The sequence below is a fragment of the Brotocaccenecus cirricatena genome (assembly GCF_020687045.1).
In the GTDB taxonomy this organism is placed as follows: Bacteria; Bacillota; Clostridia; order Oscillospirales; family Oscillospiraceae; genus Vescimonas; species Vescimonas cirricatena.
In genome coordinates, this window is sequence record NZ_JAJEPW010000014.1 from 41,188 (window position 1) to 59,736 (window position 18,549).

11 protein-coding genes are annotated in these 18,549 nt (G+C 64.2%); 4 read left to right on the forward strand and 7 right to left on the reverse strand.

Annotated elements, in window-relative coordinates:
* Nucleotides 1–100: 100 nt before the first annotated feature.
* Complete coding sequence (locus LKD37_RS06590; protein WP_302928480.1) at nucleotides 101–997, forward strand: DegV family protein; 897 nt, start codon at nucleotides 101–103, stop codon at nucleotides 995–997.
* 289 nt (nucleotides 998–1,286) lie between these two features.
* Here the strand turns inward: LKD37_RS06590 and LKD37_RS06595 are convergent, their stop codons facing one another.
* Entirely contained in the window at nucleotides 1,287–1,949 is a 663-nt protein-coding gene (locus LKD37_RS06595) for a superoxide dismutase (RefSeq protein WP_302928481.1), read from the reverse strand.
* Nucleotides 1,950–2,025: 76 nt separating this feature from the next.
* Here LKD37_RS06595 and LKD37_RS06600 point away from each other — a divergent pair, with 76 nt between their 5' ends.
* The 3 genes from LKD37_RS06600 to LKD37_RS06610 all read left to right on the forward strand — a co-directional run bounded on the left by LKD37_RS06600 (nucleotide 2,026) and on the right by LKD37_RS06610 (nucleotide 3,996).
* Nucleotides 2,026–2,517, forward strand: coding sequence for a pyridoxamine 5'-phosphate oxidase family protein (locus tag LKD37_RS06600; RefSeq protein WP_302928482.1), 492 nt, complete (start codon nucleotides 2,026–2,028; stop codon nucleotides 2,515–2,517).
* Between the two features lie 9 nt (nucleotides 2,518–2,526).
* Nucleotides 2,527–3,141 (forward strand): thiamine diphosphokinase, encoded by a 615-nt coding sequence (locus LKD37_RS06605; RefSeq protein ID WP_302928483.1) that lies wholly within the window; start codon nucleotides 2,527–2,529, stop codon nucleotides 3,139–3,141.
* Nucleotides 3,142–3,222: 81 nt separating this feature from the next.
* Nucleotides 3,223–3,996 carry a type III pantothenate kinase gene (locus LKD37_RS06610; protein ID WP_302928484.1) on the forward strand — a complete coding sequence of 258 codons (774 nt, stop codon included), beginning with the start codon at nucleotides 3,223–3,225 and terminating at the stop codon, nucleotides 3,994–3,996.
* Nucleotides 3,997–4,134: 138 nt separating this feature from the next.
* Here the strand turns inward: LKD37_RS06610 and LKD37_RS06615 are convergent, their stop codons facing one another.
* From LKD37_RS06615 to rfbD, 6 genes are all read right to left on the reverse strand, one after another.
* Complete coding sequence (locus LKD37_RS06615; RefSeq protein ID WP_302928485.1) at nucleotides 4,135–7,500, reverse strand: M14 family metallopeptidase; 3,366 nt, start codon at nucleotides 7,498–7,500, stop codon at nucleotides 4,135–4,137.
* Between the two features lie 422 nt (nucleotides 7,501–7,922).
* Nucleotides 7,923–8,933, reverse strand: coding sequence for a SpoIVB peptidase (gene spoIVB / locus LKD37_RS06620; protein ID WP_302928486.1), 1,011 nt, complete (start codon nucleotides 8,931–8,933; stop codon nucleotides 7,923–7,925).
* A gap of 162 nt (nucleotides 8,934–9,095) precedes the next feature.
* The gene (locus tag LKD37_RS06625) at nucleotides 9,096–10,451 is read right to left on the reverse strand and encodes a uracil-xanthine permease family protein (protein ID WP_302928487.1); all 1,356 of its coding nucleotides are present in this window, start codon (nucleotides 10,449–10,451) and stop codon (nucleotides 9,096–9,098) included.
* 301 nt (nucleotides 10,452–10,752) lie between these two features.
* On the reverse strand, nucleotides 10,753–14,286 hold the full coding sequence (gene addA, locus LKD37_RS06630) for a helicase-exonuclease AddAB subunit AddA (protein WP_302928488.1): 3,534 nt from the start codon (nucleotides 14,284–14,286) through the stop codon (nucleotides 10,753–10,755).
* Entirely contained in the window at nucleotides 14,277–17,597 is a 3,321-nt protein-coding gene (locus tag LKD37_RS06635) for a PD-(D/E)XK nuclease family protein (RefSeq protein ID WP_302928489.1), read from the reverse strand. The genes addA and LKD37_RS06635 overlap by 10 nt, the downstream gene beginning before the upstream one ends.
* A gap of 135 nt (nucleotides 17,598–17,732) precedes the next feature.
* On the reverse strand, nucleotides 17,733–18,549 hold an 817-nt coding region (gene rfbD / locus LKD37_RS06640; RefSeq protein WP_302928490.1), incomplete at its 5' end, for a dTDP-4-dehydrorhamnose reductase.

The following is an 18,549-nucleotide window of genomic DNA, read 5'->3' on the forward strand; positions in this document are numbered from 1 at the left end:
ACAATGCATCCCGGATGTATAGGGCGGAAGGTTTGACTTTTCATCCAATTTTGGTATAATATGTGCAGTAAGTTCTATTCAATCGAAAGGGAGAAAGGATATGGAACGGAAATTTGTACTGAGCTGCTGCTCCACGGTGGACCTGCCCTATGCGTACATGGCCCAGCGGGACATCCCGGTGCTGTTTTACCACTATGTGGTGGGTAACCAGGAGTATGTGGACGATATGGGCCGGGATCCGGCGGCTCTGCCCCGGTTTTACGGGTTCCTGAAGGCGGGCCAGCTTCCCCAGACGTCCCAGATCAACGTGGCCGATTATCTGGATTTCTTTGAGGAGCAGCTGCAAAAGGGCGACCTGCTGCACATCGCCTTCACCTCCGGCCAGTCCGGCTCGGTGCACAACGCCCAGGCCGCCGGAAAGCTGCTGCAGGAGAAGTATCCCGACAAGAAGATCGTGGTCATCGACTCCCTGTGCTCCTCCTCCGGCTACGGTCTGCTGGTGGATACGGCGGCGGATATGCGGGACGCCGGGGCCACCCTGGAGGAGACGGCCCAGTGGGTGCTGCGGAACCGCAACAAGGTGCACCACCAGTTCTTCTCTTCCGATATGACCCAGTTCCGGCGCACGGGCCGGGTGTCCGGCGCGGCGGCCATGGTGGCCACCATCATGAACATCTGCCCCATTATGCGGCTGGACGACAAGGGGGCCATCAAGGCCTACGGCAAAGTCCGGGGCAAGAAGAAGGCCGTGGAGGCCACGGTAAACGCCATGGAGGAGCACGCCCAGGGCGGCCGGGACTATGACCAGCGCTGCTTCGTGTGCCACTCCCAGTGCCCGGAGGACGCGCAGATGCTCATCGACGCTCTGGAGGAGCGGTTCCCCAGGCTCCGGGGCAAGATCCGCCTGTGCGACATCGGCACCATCATCGGGTCCCACAGTGGCCCCGGCACCGTGGCGGTGTTCTTCATGGGCGACGAGCGCCCGGCGATGGACTGATACATCATGCTCCCGATGCAGGCATCCGTGAAACGGGTGCCTGCATCTCAGCTTGTCAAAAAGGCCTCGCAGAGTTTGCCGTCCGCAGGCGGCAAATCAAATGTGATCCATTTTTTGCCGGGGCGTGTACCTGGCAAAAAATACTTCTCAGTCTGCAAGTGTGGAATTTGTTCGCCCGTGGCGGACAAATTATGCGCGCGGCAGACTGCAAGCCTTTTGTTCAAAAAGGGCAACGCCCTTTTTGAACAGTCTCAAACGGGCGGGGCTTCGGCCCCGCCCGTTTTGCGCTTCACTCCCCCTTCCCTGCCGTCCGCTGCCGGAACCGGCGGGAGGCCGCGTCCCAGTCGATGATGGCCAGCGCCGCCTCCACATAGTCCTCCCGCCGGTTTTCATAGTCCGGGATAAATGCGTGCTCCCACAGGTCCACGTTGAACAGGGGCCACAGGGGCAGCGGCGTGTCCTGGTTGGCGGTGCAGGTGACCTGCAGCCCCCCGGAGCAGCACACCAGCCACACCCATCCGCTGCCGAACACGCTCATGGCGGCGTTCTTCAGGCTGCGGTGCAGCCCCTCCATGGAGCCGAAGCTGTGCTCCACCTCCGCCAGCAGCTCCCCGGAGGGCTTGGTGGTCCGGGCCGGGGCCAGGGACGAAAAATACAGCCCGTGGTTATACACGCCTCCGCCATAGCGGCGCACCGCCTGGCCCAGGGTCCGGGGCAGTTGGCACCAGTGCAGCAGCAGCCGCTCCAGCGGCCAGTCCTGATATTGGGTCCAGGGCACCAACGCCCCGTTGAGCCGGTCCACATAGGCGGCAAAGAACGCGTCGTGGTGCAGCCGCACCGACGAGCGCCCCAGGTTTGGCTCCAGAGCCGCCGGGGCATAGGGCAGCGGCGGCAGGATATAGGGATAAGTCATGGCAGGCAGTTCCTTTCCGAAAAAAATTCCTGCTTCCATGGTATGCCGCCGTTGACAAACCATGCCTTTTGGTGCAAACTGTAAACAGCCGCCCGGCGGCAAAGGAGGAAGAAACATGCGAAGAAAAGACAGAGAACGGGACCGGAGCTTTGCCTGGGAGGTGCTGAAAAAGGCCCCCTACGCCACCCTGTCCCTGACGGACGGCCAGGGCCGCCCCTACGCCGTGCCGGTGAACCAGGCCGTGGACGAGGAGTACCACGTGGTCTATTTCCACTGCGCCGGAGCCGGAGAAAAGTGGGAGCTTCTGAAGGACGGTGCAGAGGTGTGCCTGTCGGCGGTGTCCCACGCCACGGCGGTGCCCAACGCCTTCACCATGGCCTATGCCAGCGCCGTTCTGCGGGGCCGGGCGGAGGTGGTGACGGACCAGGGCGAGTGGACCCGGGCCCTGCTTCTGCTGTGCTCCGCCTTTGACCCCAAGGGCATGGGCCGCTTCACGGAGTCCGTGGAAAAATACGGACCCGCCACAAAGGTGATCCGGATCACCCCCCGGGAGCTTACCGGCAAGGAAAACACCGCCGCCGAAGCGCCCCACCATCATCACGACTGAGGAAACACTATGGCATGCTATATTTTCGGTGCAGGCAGCTTTTACGGCCTGGACCGCTGTCCCCGGGCCGACGACTTCATCATCGCCGCCGACGGCGGCTGGCTGGCCTGCCGCAAGACCGGTATCACGCCGGACCTGCTGCTGGGGGATTTCGACTCCCTCAGCACCCAGCCCGACTTCCCCAACATTCTCCGGGTGCCGGTGGAGAAGGACGACACCGACACCATGCTGGCGGTGAAAACCGGGCTGGAGCGCGGGGAAACGGAGTTTCACATCTACGGCGGCATGGGCGGCCGCCGGACGGACCACACCATCGCCAATTTCCAGGCCCTGCTGTACCTGGCCCGGCGGGGGGCTCAGGGCTGGCTGTATGGCCAGGGGGAGCGGTACACCGCCGTATGCGGCGGCACCGTCACCTTCCCCGCCCGGGACCGGGGCATTCTGTCCGTGTTCTGCCTGGGGGCCGACGCCAGGGACGTCAGCATCCAGGGAGGCCAGTATCCCCTGCACCACGCGGTGCTGACGGCGGAGTTCCCTCTGGGCGTCAGCAACCACTTTGTGGGCCGCCCCATCACCGTGTCGGTGCGGGACGGCAGCCTGCTCATAGGCGTCGTGGAGGACTGACCCGGGCGTTTTTTGCGTTCCCGGTTGCCAAAGCGCACTGTGCGTGGTAGAATAGACAGGAATGGAAAGGGGGCTTCTGCCATGCTTTTGGCCATTGATATCGGCAATTCCAACATCTCCGTGGGGCTGTTCGACCAGAAACGGGACCTGAAATTTCTGTCCTCCATCGACACCGACAGCCGGAAAACGGCAGATCAGATTAGCATCGACCTGATGAACATCTTCTCCCTGTATCAATACGACCTGCGTGACGTCAGCGGCGCCATTTTCTCCAGCGTGGTGCCGCCCATCAACTTCATGATGGCCAAGGCCCTGACCCGCCTGCTGGGAAAGCCCCCCATGATCGTGGGCCCTGGGGTCAAAACCGGGCTTAACATCCGCATGGAGATCCACAACCAGTTGGGTGCCGACCTGGTGGCAGGCGCCGTAGCCGCTCTGGACAAGTACCCCACCCCCATCATCATGATCGACATGGGCACCGCCACCACCATCTCCTATATCTCCAGCAGGCGCAGCTATGAGGGCGGCCTGATGTTCCCCGGGGTGCGGCTGAGCCTGGACGCCCTGTCGGACCACACCGCCCAGCTGCCGGACATCTCCCTGCAGCACCCCAAGAGCCTCATCGGCAAAAACACCGAGGACTGCATGCGCTCCGGCATTGTCTACGGCACCGCCGGGATGCTGGACGGCGTCATCGACCGCATCCGGGAGGTCCTGCCCCAGGGGGAGACCCCCACCATCGTGGCCACCGGCAGCAACGCCCCGGTGATCGTGCGCTACTGCCGCAACAAGGTGCTCTATGACAAGTATCTGCTGATGGAGGGCCTGTGGGACATCTATCAGAAGAATCACTGATAAAAAGAGCTTTGCTTTTTTGACAGTCACGGCAAAGGCCCCGGACTTTCGTCCGGGGCCTTTGCTTATGCAGTTGGCGTATGAGGAAGGCTGTCACAGCCGGTTGGGCAGGGCTGCGGCCCCTTCCTTATAGGTGGGTCAGCGGGCCTTGCGCTTCAGGGTCACAGCGGCGGGGATCATCACGCAGCTGAAGGAAGCGGCCAGCACCCAGACGATGATGTTGGAGGAGTCGCCGGTCTTGGGGGCGTCGGGCTTGCCGGGCTCCTCGGGCTTGCCGGGGTTCACGGGATCGGGATTCTCGGGCTGGGCAACGCCCTCGTAGGCCGTCTCAGTGAGGCTGCGGGAGAAGATGAAGTTGCTGATGAAGGTGTACTCGTCGGTCTGGTGGATCTTGTGGTTCAGGACGTTGGCGAACAGAGCGATGTCCAGGTCGCCGTTCTGATACTCGAAGCCCACCACGCCGTTGTTGTACTGGTTGAACTGAGCGGTCAGCTCGTCATCGGTCAGGCAGATGCAGCCCTGCAGGGGATCCTTGCCGGCGTTCTGCACCAGAACGGTAGCGCCCTTGGGGATCTTGGTGAACCAGTTGGTGCCGTACTCGTACATCACGTCGTCACCCTCGTTGATATAGGTGGCGTTGACCAGGGTGTTGTTGGAATATACCACCCGGCCCAGGAAGTCGGTACCCTTGTCGCAGGAGGAGATCTCCACGCCCAGCTCCTGCATGAAGGCAGATCTGCCGGTGATGGCATCGTTGCTGTAGCCCATGTAAGGCGTACCGGCCTTCACGGCGGCCAGGGCATCGTCGCTGAGGGCGCGGGAGCCCACGATGACGTTGGCCTTGGTCAGGTCATCGGTCATGGTGAAGCCCATGGCGGTCAGAGCCAGCCAGTCGAAGCGGTAGTTATAGGAGCCGGAGCGCAGGGTGGTCTCCACGTAGCCGGAGGTGTTGTCGGCGGGCTTGCCGGGCAGATACACCTGGGGATTGAGGATGACGGCGGCCTTGATGCCGGTGCCGTACACGCCGGTGGCGGTGAGGACATAGTCCTTGGCCACGGTCATGAAGTCCTCATAGGAGCAGATGAAGTTGCCCTTCTCACTGCCTTCGGTGATCATGGCCACGGTCTTGCCGGCCCGCAGCAGCGCGTTGATGGCAGCGGTGGAGTCGTTGGACACGTTGTCGATGATGACGTCGGCATTCTCCACGCCCTCAAACTGGGTGGCGAAGGCGGCCAGATAGGTCAGGGCCTGGGTATAGTTGATGGTCTCGGGGCAGGCGGCCATGATGGTCTTGTAGGCAGCGGGCTCCGCCACGATGACGCGGTCATAGCCCCGGGCGTTGCTGCGCTGGGCGAAGCTCTCGGAGTACAGGCCCTGCCAGACGTTGATGAAGGTGCCGTCGAACAGCTGGCTGTTGGCCAGGGAGCGCTTGGCCTGATACATGGACACCACCATGGTACCGGCGAGATAGGTCACGCCGTCATAGGTGAATTCCTTGCTGGCCACGTTGACCTTCACATCGTTGCGGGTCAGGTACTTCATCTCGGCGGCGGCGTCATACAGATTCTTCTGGTTGGCGCTGTCCATGAGGATGATATAGCACTCGGGATAGAAGTTGCCGTTCTGGCCCTCGCCATCGTACACGGGGCGCATCAGCTCAGTCTGGGTGCCGGGCCGGTCATATTGGTCCACGTACCAGGGAGCCACCAGCTCGTTGGAATTGGTGTTGTTCACGCCGCGGGAGAACAGCTTGGCCTGGTTCTCCAGCATGGTGATCTTGTTGGCCTGGATGTACATGGCCTGGGTCATCAGGCCGTAAGGCACCACCAGCTCGGAGGCGACGTCACTGTACACAGGCAGCTCCCAGGTGATGCCGGCGGTGCCGATCAGGACGGGGAACTGGGAACCGTAGGCGGTGGTCATATCATCCCAGGGCTCGGTCCAGGCCACGCCGGAGGGAGAATCGTTGTCCACACGCAGGTAATCGCGGTAGGGCATCTCGAAGCTGTTGTGCTCGGGGTTGTTGGCGATGGCGCCCATACCCACGGCCTCGCCCAGCTGGATGAACTGCTTGGCGATCAGGTCGTACTCATAGTTGGGCTCGTGGGGAGGCGTGCAGGGCTCGATGAGCATGGCCTCCACGCGGCCGTGGATCTCGGTGAACACCATGGGGTTGAACTTATTCACCAGGGCCATGGCGTTGGCATCCTCAAACAGGGTCTGGTTGGCCTCGTCGCGGTTGGGGTCATAGCCCTGACCGGTGGTGCGGGTCATGTGCTCATAGCCCTCGATGTTCTGCTCGGGGACGATGACCATAAACACGTCGCCCAGCAGCTCCTTGACGTTGACCCGGTTCTCCTGCACGTTATAATAGGCGGCCAGGTCCAGCTGACCGGAGTACAGGCTGCCGTTGGCCTTGTAGCCGTTTTCACCGCGGATGAAGCCGATGTAGGAGGCGAAATCCTTGATCTGCTCGGGAACGGCCACGTTCTGCTTGGCCATCTCCTGGGCCAGAAGCTCCTTACCGGCGTCGGTGAAGCCCTCCAGGGTGTTGACGTTGATGGTCTCGTTCTCCAGCAGCAGGTGGGCGAACTCCAGGATGCCGTTGACGGCGGCATTCTCGTTGGAGTGGACGTTGGAGGCGAACATAGGCACCCGCAGGTCATCGAAGTCGCCGTTGGCCAGCTTGGTCAGCGCCAGGTCGGGGTCGGATTCCACCAGGTCGGTGTATGCCAGCCACTTGTCAACGGACTCCTTGGAGTCGGCAACGATCAGGTAGGGCATATCATAGCCGTCGGTGGTGGTCTGGCCCATGGACTCCTTGGACACATACAGGTCGGTATCCGTGGCGGCCAGGGCTTCCAGATCGTCATACAGCTCGTACACGGTGCGGAAGCTGTCGTAAGGAACGACCTTGGCGTGGCAGGAGACGATGTCCTTACCGTCGGCGGTCACACGCAGGGTGTAATAGCCGCACAGGCCCAGGTATGCGCCGCCGTTGCTGTGGGGGGCGCTGTAGTTCACGCTGCCGGAGCGGTTGGCAAAGTAGCAGGAGATGTTCAGGTACAGGACCAGAGAGACCTTGCCGTCGTCGTCGAACGCAAAGCCGTAGTCATCCACCTGGAACATCTGGGTGTCTCTCTGGGTCTTCCAGCTGTCCAGAGGGCCGCCCTGATAGGGGTTGGGGAACTTCTCGGGGTTCAGATAGCCGCGCTGGGTGTCGCGGTCCAGAGACAGGGACAGGCCCGCGTCCATGGCGGCGGCCAGCTCATTCTCCGTCAGGTTGGTGGGCAGGGTGACGGTGGCGGTGGTGTCCTCCGCCAGGGAGATCTGCCAGTCGATGTCGGTGTATGCGGGATAGGTATTTGCCAGGGACTTACCGGGGGCACGAGTGTCCTTCGCCACGTCTGCGACGCTTGCGAACGCAGATGCAGGGAATACGAGAGCGAGGATCAGGACAAACGCCAGGATCTTCGTCGAAAGACGGGATCTTTTGTGCTGCATAGTTTTCTCCTTTTCTTCTCTTTCTTTTCCATGGTGGTCCTTGGGTCGTCCGACGGGGCCGCCGGGCCGTCTGTCGGATCGTTGATTTTAGATTAAAACGGCTGTACAGCTTCGTCAATCTGTACAGGCATATGCGGCGAAGCAGAAAAAACTTTGTGTATTTTTGTGCAATGTGCTGTTATGTTTTCCTCTCATACATTCTGTTATTCATATTGTGAACTTTCAGACAGTCGACCATGCGTTCCACAGGCCGCCGCAGCTATTTGGACATCACTCAAAATTTGTATAAGAAAATATGGTTTTTCCCCCGAAAAACCGGGATACCCGGAGGAAATGCAGGCATTTCTTCGGATATCCCGGCACGCATGTTCTTTTCTATAATCGCAATACGCGTTTTACCGCCATCAAATTGGCCGGTTCTGTTATCCCACCGCCTCCAGCATATGCTCCAGCAGGATGCCGTAGCCCTGGGAGGGGTCGTTCACCAGCACATGGGTCACAGCCCCCACAAAGCGCCCGTTCTGGATGATGGGGCTGCCGCTCATCCCCTGGACGATGCCGCCGGTGGTCTCCAGCAGCTGGGGGTCCGTGACCTTCAGCAGCAGGTCCCGGCCGTCCCGGTTCATGGGGCACAGCCGCACGATCTCCACCTGATAGGCCCGGGTATCATCCCCGGAGACGGTGGAGAGGATGGTGGCGGGGCCGGTGGTCACCTGGCTGCGCTGGGCCACCGGCAGGGCCGTGCCGGAGACGAAGTCCCCCTCCGCCACGGTGCCGAAAATGCCGCCGGTGGTGTTGGCGGACACGGTGCCCACGTCGTGCTGGGCCGTGAAGTCCCCCTTCAGCTGGCCCGGCTCACCCTTTTCGCCCTTTTTCACGGCCTTCACGGAGGTCTCCATAATGGAGCCGCTGGACAGCGGCATCAGCTGGGCCGTGTCCGTGTCGGTGATGCCGTGGCCCAGAGCGCCGTAGGCCCCGGTGTCCGGGTCATAGAAGGTCAGGGTCCCCACGCCGGCCATGCTGTCCCGGGTCCAGGCGCCCAGCCGCCAGGAGCCGTCCTCCCCCTGCACCGGCGCGGCGGTGACGTTCAGGGTCTTGCCCTCACGCCGCAGGCCGATGGCGGCGGGCTGGCCTCCGGTGGCCTGCAGCAGGGTCTGCAGGTCCTCCGTGGAGGTGACCTTTTCGCCGTTGCAGCTGACGATCAGGTCCCCCTCCCGGATGCCGCAGTCCCGGGCCGGGCAGGGGGCCGTTTCCGAGGTGGACACCACCAGCACGCCGTCGGCAAAGAGCTTGATGCCCACCGCCTTCCCCACAGGGATCAAGGTGCGCTGATCGGCCCATACCGCCTGGCAGCACAGGACCCCGGTGAGCAGCACGGCCAGCAGCCATGCGGCCGGCCTGCGTATGCGTCGCTTTTTTTGCGTTTCATACATGCGATCACCCCTGTTTTTGAATTTTGTCGCCGGCGACAGAGTTACTTTGCGCCGCCGGACGGCGTTTCATGTCCGCTAAATAAAGGATGCTTTTCCGCCGGACGCGAAAAAAGCGCCGCAGACGGCTGTCTGCGGCGCAAAGGCGGAAGAAATTTCCAATTTTTACCGGGTCTCGTAGCGCTTGGGGTCCTTGGGCAGGCACAGCTCCAGGATCAGGCCCACCACGAACACACCGGCCACCATGTTTCCGGCGAAAATTTCGCCGAACACCGGGGGCAGGTTGTCGAAGAAGCCCTCCACCTGGGTCACGCCCACGCCCAGGCATAGGGACGTGGCCGCGATCAGCACGTTGCGCTGGTCCAGGCCCGCATCCTGCATCATCCGGATGCCGGACATCATGATGGAGCCGAACATGATCACGGTGCAGCCGCCCAGCACGCAGTCCGGCAGGGTGGTGAAGAAAGCGCCGATGGGCGGGAACAGGCCGCCCAGGATCATGGCCAGGGCGCCGAACATGATGGTGAAGCGGTTCACCACGTGGGTCATGGAGATCAGGCCCACGTTCTGGCTGAAGGAGGTGATGGGGGAGCAGCCGAACACGCCGCCGGAAAGGGCGGAGGCGAAGCCGTCCACGCACAGGGAGCCGGAGATCTCCTTATCCGTGATATCCCGGCCCAGGCCGCCGGTGCAGGTGGCGGTGGTGTCGCCGATGGTTTCCACGGCGGAGACGATGAACACCAGGCAGAAGGACAGGATGGTGCCCATCTGGAACTTGGGAGTGTAGGCGAACAGCTGGGGTACGGCCACCACGCCCAGCTCCCGGATGGTCTGGTTCATGCCGGCAAAGTCCACCATGCCGAAGCACACGGCCACCACATAGCCCACGATCATGCCCAGCAGGACATACAGCTGCTTGGCCACGCCCTTGAGGGTGGTATGGAAAATCAGCGCCGCCGCCAGGGTGATGGCCGCCACCAGCAGGTTCTGCCAGGAGCCCAGGGGATACTTGGCGGAGGAGCCGAAGGAGGATACGCCCACGTTGAGGATGCTCAGGCCGATGGATACCACCACGCACGCGGACAGGATGGGAGAGATGATTTTGCGCCAATACTTGGCCGTCAGGCCCAGAATGCCTTCAAAGACACCGCCCACAATGATGGCCCCCACCATAACGCCGTAATCCTGGGAGGCGGCGGTCATGCAGGCGGCCAGGAACGTAAAGCTCAGGCCCATGACAACGGGCAGGCCGGAGCCGATCTTCCACACGGGATAAAGCTGGAGCATGGTGCCGATACCGGCGATGAGCATGCAGTTCTGCAGCAGCCGGGCGGTTTCGATAACGCTGAAGGGCTGGCCGTTGTACACCGCCACCGAGGCGATGATGATCAGCGGCGCGATGTTGGCCACAAACATGGCCAGCACGTGCTGGAGGCCGAAGGGGATTGCCTTTGCCACCGGCACGCGCCCTTCCAGTTGATAGACATTCTCAATGCGGGGTTCCTGACGATCTTTTTCCATGGCCTTTCTTTCTCCCTTTTGTAAATTTGCCAAAACCGCAGGTGCGGCGGCCGCCTATAGATATGAAAAGGGTCCGAAAAGCTATCTATAGCGGCCTTACGTTTGGCGCTTGTGTATAAAATACCATATTTACGGATTCTTTACAAGTAAAAATGCTAAAAAATTTACAATTATTTGCCGAAGCCTTTCCGCCAAAGCGTCGCTTCGGCGGAAATTGCACTTTGAAACGTTACCGGTATCGTTACCGATGATGCGGTATAAAGGCCCTGGCCATCCATCGGGATGGCCAGGGCCGTATATTTTACAGTCTGACCTCGCAGCCGGGGGCGAAGAAGTACAGCACCATTTCCGCCACCGGCGTTTCCAGCACCCGGCTCAGGGCCTGGCTGTACGCCGTCAGCTGGGGGCGGTACAGCTCCGCCCGGGCGGGGGCCTCCTCCGGCCGGATGCGGTCGGTTTTGAAGTCCACGATGACCAGGCCCTCCTCCGTCCGGAAAGCGCAGTCCACCACGCCCTGGAGCATCAGCTCGTCCTCCGGCTCCGCCGCCGGGTCATACAGCGCCGCCGGCAGCAGCAGGGAAAAGCGGTACTCCCGGTACACCTGCTCCGCCCGGCGGATGCGCTGGGCCAGAGGCGAGGCCAGGAACCGCCGCACCTGCTCCAGGTCCAGGGACGCCGCCTGCTCCGGGGTCAGCAGATGCCGCGCCGTCAGGGACGCCGCCTGCTCCTCCGGGTCCGGGCCGTTCAGGTCCAGGTACTGCATCAGCAGGTGCATGGCTGTGCCCCGCTGGGCGGCGGACAGGGGCCGCTCCCCCAGCAGGAACCGGGGGGTGTCCACCTGCACCTGCCGCACCCGCCGGACCGTGCCCTGGGCGATCTCCTCGTCCAGCTCCCGGCCCTTCAGCTGGGTGGCCGTGACCTTGGTGGGGATGCGGCAGGCCGCCTGATGGGGATAGTCCAGCTCCTGGACCTCCACGGCGCTCTCCGGCGGGGCCTCCTGCGGCGTGTCCTCCCGCTCCCGGGCCGCCGCGGCCGTGGGATTTTCCCACACCTGCACCTGCCAGCCGCCGCCCAGGCCCACCCGGGTCTGGGGCTCCGCCTCTGCCCATCGGCGCAGAGGCTCCCCCTCCGGGGCGCACAGCAGCGGCAGCAGCAGCCAGTCTCCGGGGCATTTGGCCCCGGCCACCGCCTCCGGCGGCGTGGGCATATCCGCCAGCACCGAAAGGTCCGCCAGCCGCTTGCGGCCGTGGGCCATGCACTGCACACAGATGAGCTTCTCCTTGGCCCGGGTCAGGGCCACATACAGGATCCGCATTTCCTCGGACTTACTCTCCCGGGTCAGGGCCGCCGCCACGGCTGTTTTGGTGACGGTGTCGTACCGGATGCGCTTTTCCCGGTCCACCCGCTCGGTGCCCAGGCCCAGCCGGGGGTGCACCAGCACCGGACGGCGGAAGTCGTCGGCGTTGAAGGTCTTGTGCAGGTCCGTCAGGATCACCACCGGGAACTCCAGTCCCTTGGACCGGTGCACGCTCATGATCTGCACCCCGCTGCCGGCGGTCCGGGTGGTGATGGGGGGCTGCCGCCCCTCCTCCAGCAGGTCGTGGAGCTGGGTCACGAAGTCGAACAGGCCGCCCCGGCCCGCCGCCGCCTGCTGACCGGCGTAGGTATACAGGGCAATGAGGTTCTCCTTCCGGGCGGCTCCGCCCTCCATGGCCCCGAACACCGCCAGGGCGTGGCACTCCGTATAGAGCTTCCACAGCAGGCGGTCCGCCGTCATGTCCCGGGCCGCCAGCCGCAGCTCCTCCAGCAGCCGCCGGAAGTCCGCCGTGTCCGCGCCGTCGTCCAGGCACAGGGCGTCGTAATAATCCCCCTCCGGCTGCAGCGCCCGGATCAGGGCCAGGCGATCCGCCGAAAAGCCGAACAGCGGCGACCGCAGCACGGCGATCAGCGGCACATCCTGCCGGGGATTGTCGATGATCTGCAAAAACGACACCATCACCGCCGCCTCCGGGGTGCTGAAGAAGGCCTCGCTTTCCCCGCTGGTGCAGGGGATATTCTCCCGGCGCAGGGCCGCCGTATAGGCCGCCAGCCTGGCCCGGGGGGAGCGCATGAGAATGACGATGTCCTCCGGCTCCACCGGCCGGGGCCGGCCGTCCTCCCCCTGCACCTGGAATTTCTCGTCCAGCAGCTGCCGGATGCGGCGGGCCGTGAACCGGGCCTCCATCTCCGTCCGGTCGAAGCTCTCCTCCTGGGTGTTTTCCACGCTGATGAAGTGCAGCTCCGGCTCCATGCCCGGCCGGGGCGGGTACGCCGCCTCCGCGCCGAAGTACAGCTGCTCGTCGTCGCCGTAGTCCATCTCCCCCATTTCCCGGGACATAACAGACCGGAACACGAAGTTGGTGCCGTCCAGCACCTCCCGGCGGGAGCGGAAATTCCGGCTCAGCAGCACCTTCCGGGGCTGGCCCTCCTCCGCTTCCGATGCCGGGACATAGGACAGGTATTTTTCCAGAAAGATGGTGGGGTCCGCCAGCCGGAAGCGATAGATGCTCTGCTTCACGTCGCCCACGGCGAACAACCGCCGCTCCCGGTCGGACAGCGCCCGGAAAATGCAGTTCTGCACCTGGTTGCTGTCCTGATATTCGTCCACCATCACCTCCCGGTAGCGGGAGGCCACCTGCCGGGCCAGGTCCGTTGGCTGGCCCTGGCCGTCGGTCAGCAGGTCGATGGCGTAGTGCTCCTGGTCGGAAAAGTCCATCACGTTCCGCCGGACCTTCTCCGCCTGATAGCGCAGGGTGAACCGGGCCGTCAGGCTCAGCAGGGCCAGCATGGCCGGGGCCATCTGGCGCAGGTCCTCCAGCAGCTCCTCCTCCGGCACAGAAAAGGTGGCCTGGATGTCCTTCAATGCCTTTTTGCACTGCTCCAGCACCGCCTTGGACCGGTCCCGGCAGGCGGCGTTTTCATCGCCCCGGACGGCTCCCATCCGGCGGAATACGGGGACCGCCTGTCCCAGGCTGTCCCAGCTCTGTTCCGCCTTGTCCCGCAGGTGTTCCAGGGCCTGGGCTGCCTCCAGGAACCGGTCGCCGTAGGCTTTGTACACGGCGGGGTAGTCCTCCATGTCCTCCACGGCCTGGGTCAGCCGCCGGGACCAGAAGTCCGCCTTCCGCAGGGCGTCCTCCATGAGATACCGGCCGCAGCCGGTGTCCGGCAGGTGCTCCGGCGTTCTGGCCCAGTCCCGCTTCAGCTCCTCCAGCCACCGCAGGGGGTGGGGGTGGCTCTGGGTCTTCTGGTGCAGGTCCAGCACCAGGGCCTCCAGGGCCCGGTCGTCCCGTCCAGCTCCCAGGGTCTCCGCCAGCAGGCGGGCGTTTTCGTCCTCCTCGATGCCGGCGTAAAAATCCTCCAGCACCCGGCCCAGCACCCGCTGGCGCAGCAGGGCGGCCTCCTGCTCGTCCAGCACCCGGAAATCCGGGGTCAGGCTGTGCTCCTCCACCGGCGGCAGCAGGTGGACGTTCTCCCGCAGAAGCCCGGCGCAGAAGGCGTCCACCGTTTTGATGTCCGCCTGATACACCCGCAGCATCTGCCGCCGCAGGTGGCCGTCCCCGGGGCGCTCCGCCACCCGGCGGGTCAGCTCCTGGGCGATCTTGCCCCGCAGTTCCGCCGCGGCGGCCTTGGTATAGGTGATGATCAGGAAGTCGTCCACCTGGCAGCCCTCCTGCTCCATATAGGAAAACAGGCGCTCCACCAGGACCTTGGTTTTGCCGGAGCCTGCGGCGGCGGACACCAGCAGGCTTCCGCCCCGGTTATATACGGCCGTTTCCTGCTGCGGCGTCAGCGGCATGGCGATCCCTCCTCTCGGCTTTCTTCCTCCACAAATTTCCAGAATTCTCCCGGGTCTACGCTTCTGATGTACCGCACCCGATCGCCGCCCCGGCCCTCCTGGAACCCGCAGGCGGCGGCAAAGTCGCAGTGCTGGCAGGCCCGGTCCTGGGGGCCGTGGGCCACCGGGTCGGCGTCGATGCTGCCGGAGCCGATCTCCCGGGCGATCTGGTGCAGCAGGCGGTCCACATAGCGGCCCAGCTTGCCCAGCTGCTCCGCCGAGGCGACGCCGTCGGCGATGGTGCCGTCCTTTTTCACCTTGATAGGCAGGTAGTGGGGCGATTCCAGAGCGCTGTGCTCCATGGCCCGCAGCACCTGGGGGTCGGAGAGCACCATGCCGCTGCGGCGCAGGGCGCTCTGCAGGGCCAGCTGCAGCTTCTCCGGCTGGATGCCCCGGTCCGCTTTCAGGATCACCTCCCGGGCCGGGTGGTACAGCACCCCCGCCGGGACGATGGGATAGCCGAAATAGCTGCGGCCCTCCTGCTCCAGGGTGAACAGGTACAGCAGCATCTGGATCCCCAGACCGTACCGCAGGTCCGACAGGTCGAAGGACTTTTTCCCGGTTTTGTAGTCCACCACCCGCAGATACAGCCTGCCGTCGTGGAGCCAGCCGTCTACCCGATCCACCTTGCCGCTGACGGACAGGCGCTGATCCCCCTCGGTGATGGTCACGGCAGGGAGCTGCCCGTCCTTTCCGCCGAAGCCCAGCTCAAAGGCCACCGGGGAAAAGTCCGACTGGGCCAGCTCCCCGGCCATGTCCTCCACAATGGCATAGGCCGCCGTCCGCAGCCGGGAAAAGAGATACCGGAACCGGGCGCTTTTCTCCTGATACCCGTCGATCTCCTCCCGGGCGTAGCGGTCCGTATATTCCCGGACCAGCTGCCGCAGCTCCGGCTGCTGCACCGCGGCCCAGCCGCCCCGGATCTTGACCTCCCGGGCCACGTTTTCCAGCAGATAGTGGATAAACGTGCCGATCTCCGGGGCCTCGAACCCCGCCGGGCGGCGGTCCTTTGCCCGCAGGCCGTACTGCATGAAATACCCGAAATGGCACCGCTTTACCTGGTCCATCCGGGAGGCGGACATATGCAGGGAGCGGCCATACAGGGCCTCCACCGCCGGGCCGGACAGCCGTCCCCGGCCCAGGGACCGGCCCCGGTCCATGGCGTCCAGCACCCGGTCATAGCCTCCCCGCCCGCGGAAATACTGCCGCAGGGCGGGGTCCTCTCCCGCCAGCTCCAGGGCCGTGGCGGGGAGCCTGCGCCGGTAGCTGCCGTCCTCCCGGGTCACCCGCAGCCGGGGAAACAGCTTTTCCATCCGCTGCACCACAAAGGAGGGGCGCAGCTGGCTGCCGTTGACGTCCCCCACCGGCCAGCTGACGGTGAGCCGGTCCGTGGGCTGGGCCAGGCAGGCGTAAATATTCTGCAATTCGTTGTCCAGCGGGTCGAAGCTGGCGTCCGACAGCAAAATTTCCCGCTGCTGCAGGGCGGCCCGGTCCTCCGGATCCAGCAGGCCGTGGCCGCTGGGGGGCATGGGCAGCACATGGTCGTTGGCTCCCAGCAGGAACAGGCACTTCACCCGGTGCCGGTCGTTGCGGGTGATCTCGCTGACCTTCACCTGGTCCAGGGTGGCCGGGATGGTACCCACGCTGTACTGGGTCAGCACCAGCCGCAGGAGCCGGGCGAACTCCTCGCCGGACAGCTCCGTATCCCCCAGGATTTCCGCAAACTGGTCCAGCACCCCGCAGAAGATCGCCCACAGCTGGACATATTCCTCCGCCAGCTGGGGCCGGTCCTCCTCCAGGAGCTTTTTCGCCGTGTCCTCCAGGGTCTGCGGCACCCCGGCCTCCTGCAAAAAAACATACAGGCACTCCGCCTTCTGCCGGGCCGCCCCGGCGGTGCGCATCCCCCGATACAGAGGCTCCAGCAGCAGACGCACCCGCCGCCGGATGCCGTTCACCCGCTCCAGCCGGGCGGCGCTGCGCTCCGTCGGCTCCCGGCCGTATCCGTCGGGGCTGGCGGTCCAGTCCCCCTCCCGCAGCCACATGGCGCTGCCCCGGATGTCCCACAGGATGACGTAGTTTTCCAGAATGTCGCACTCGTCCGGGGTGATGCCGCCCAGGCCGGTTTTCAGGCAGCGGAACACGTCCTCCCGGTCGAAGCCGCCGGTGACGGCGTCCAGTGCCCCCAGCAGCATGGTGATGGGTGGCTTTTCCAGCAGGTCGCTACGGCGGCTGATATAGGCCGGGATGCCGTCCCGGCGGAACACACTCTCCAGCAGCGGGCCGTAAACCTCCATATTCCGGGCGCACACGCCCATGTCCCGCCAGCGATAGCCCTCCGCCGCCAGCTGCCGCAGCTGCTGGGACACCCATTCCACCTCGGTAAAGGCCGTGGCCGCCTGGTACAGCTCCAGGCCCTCCGGTTCCCCGCCGTAGGGGACCTCCTGGCCGAAAAAGTGGGCTTCCAGGTGTCCCAGGGGGCCCTGCCCCCGGCTTTCGCACCACAGCACGTCCATCTCCTGCCCCGCCCGGCGGGCCATGCGCTCCAGGCGCATCCGCTGGCGCAGGGCATTCTGGAACAGCCGGTCGCTGCTCCGGTCTCCCAGCAGCGTCACCGTGACGCCTTCGGCCTGCCGCAGCACCAGCTCCAGAATGCTCTCCTCCTGGCGGTTGAAGTATGAAAAACCGTCCAGATACACGTCGCAGCCCCGGAGATAGCCGCTTCCCTCCAGATGCTCCCGGAGCTTCTGGAGCCGGGAGCGGGCGTCGAAATCGCCGCTGCGCAGCCGGGCGTCGTAGGCGGCGTATATCAGGGCGATGTCCCGCAGCTTGCCGCCCATGGCCCCGTCCAGGTCCTCTACCTGCCGGTACAGGGCCTGGGGGCCGATCTCGTAGGCGTAGAACTCCTCCGTCAGGTCCGTCAGCTGCCGCAGGAACGACGCCCGCTGGCTGGGCCGTCCGAATACCCGCAGCTCCGGGGCCAGCTCCTGCAGCACCCGCCGCATGGTCAGCAGCTTCCCCCCGTTGTCCAGGGTAAACTCCGCCAGGCCGCCGGTTTCCGCCAGCACCCGGGACGACAGGCTCCGGAAGCTCAGCACCTCCGCGTCCCGGGACGCCGTGGGTCCCAGGGCCCGGCACAGGTCCACCTCCGCCTCGTGGGAGATATGCTCCGGCACCAGCAGCACCTGCCGCCGCAGACGGCGGTTCTTTTCCATGGCCTCCAGCACCCGCCGGGATTTCCCGGAACCGGCCCGGCCCACCCATATATGAAGCATCTGCCCGCCTCCTTTCCGACAGCAGGATACCACCTCCGCTGTCCCAAAAAACTCTCATCTGACAGTATAGCGCATTTTTCTTCCTCTGAAAAGGACAAAAAAACACCGGCTGCTGCGCAGCCGGTATTTTTTCGCTTACTGATTGTCGCCCAGCTCCCGGAGATACCGGCTCAGGGCGTCCTTCCACTCCGGCAGAGGCGTGAAGCCGTTTTCCGCCAGCTTGCTCTTGTCCAGGCGGCTGTTGAAGGGCCGGGCCGCCTTGGACGCGCCGTATTCCGCCGTGGTCACGGCGTCCACCTGCACCGGCAGCCCCGCCTGGCGGAAGATCTCGCAGGCGAAGTCGTACCAGGAGATATACCCGCCCTCGTTGGTGGCGTGATAATAGCCGTACTTGTCGGACTCGATCATATCCGCCAGCAGCCGGGCCAGGTCCAGGGTATAGGTAGGCGTACCGATCTGGTCGCACACCACCCGCAGCTTGTCGTGGGTCTTGCCCAGCTGGAGCATGGTCTTGATGAAGTTCTTGCCGTTCAGGCCGAACACCCAGGCGATCCGCACGATGAAGTATTTCTCCAGCGCAGAGCTGACGGCCAGCTCGCCGCCCAGCTTCGTCTCGCCGTAGTAGTTCAGGGGCTGATAGTCCTTGCAGTCCGGCTGCCAGGGGGTCTGGCCCTGGCCGTTGAACACATAGTCCGTGGAAATGTACATCATCTTGCAGTCCATCTCCCGGCAGGCCTGGGCCAGATGGGCGGTGCCGTCCACGTTGATGGCCCGGACCTTGGGCTGCTTGTCGGCGTCCTCGGCCAGGTCCACTGCCGTCCAGGCGGCGCAGTGGATCACGGCGTCGGGCCGCACCTGGTCCATCACCTGCCGAACCTGCTGCTCATTGGTGATGTCCATGGCCACATAGGGCATCCCCGTCACGGCGGAGCCGTCGGCGCTGCCGCGGTGT

What these genes read in the sequence shown, in the direction of transcription:
- LKD37_RS06595 (WP_302928481.1), bottom strand. Translation starts at nt 1,949, where the DNA reads ATGGAAGCAGGAATTTTTTTCGGAAAGGAACTGCCTGCCATGACTTAT.
- LKD37_RS06600 (WP_302928482.1), top strand. Translation starts at nt 2,026, where the DNA reads ATGCGAAGAAAAGACAGAGAACGGGACCGGAGCTTTGCCTGGGAGGTG.
- addA (WP_302928488.1), bottom strand. Translation starts at nt 14,286, where the DNA reads ATGCCGCTGACGCCGCAGCAGGAAACGGCCGTATATAACCGGGGCGGA.
- LKD37_RS06610 (WP_302928484.1), top strand. Translation starts at nt 3,223, where the DNA reads ATGCTTTTGGCCATTGATATCGGCAATTCCAACATCTCCGTGGGGCTG.
- LKD37_RS06625 (WP_302928487.1), bottom strand. Translation starts at nt 10,451, where the DNA reads ATGGAAAAAGATCGTCAGGAACCCCGCATTGAGAATGTCTATCAACTG.
- LKD37_RS06615 (WP_302928485.1), bottom strand. Translation starts at nt 7,500, where the DNA reads ATGCAGCACAAAAGATCCCGTCTTTCGACGAAGATCCTGGCGTTTGTC.
- LKD37_RS06635 (WP_302928489.1), bottom strand. Translation starts at nt 17,597, where the DNA reads ATGCTTCATATATGGGTGGGCCGGGCCGGTTCCGGGAAATCCCGGCGG.
- LKD37_RS06605 (WP_302928483.1), top strand. Translation starts at nt 2,527, where the DNA reads ATGGCATGCTATATTTTCGGTGCAGGCAGCTTTTACGGCCTGGACCGC.
- spoIVB (WP_302928486.1), bottom strand. Translation starts at nt 8,933, where the DNA reads ATGTATGAAACGCAAAAAAAGCGACGCATACGCAGGCCGGCCGCATGG.
- LKD37_RS06590 (WP_302928480.1), top strand. Translation starts at nt 101, where the DNA reads ATGGAACGGAAATTTGTACTGAGCTGCTGCTCCACGGTGGACCTGCCC.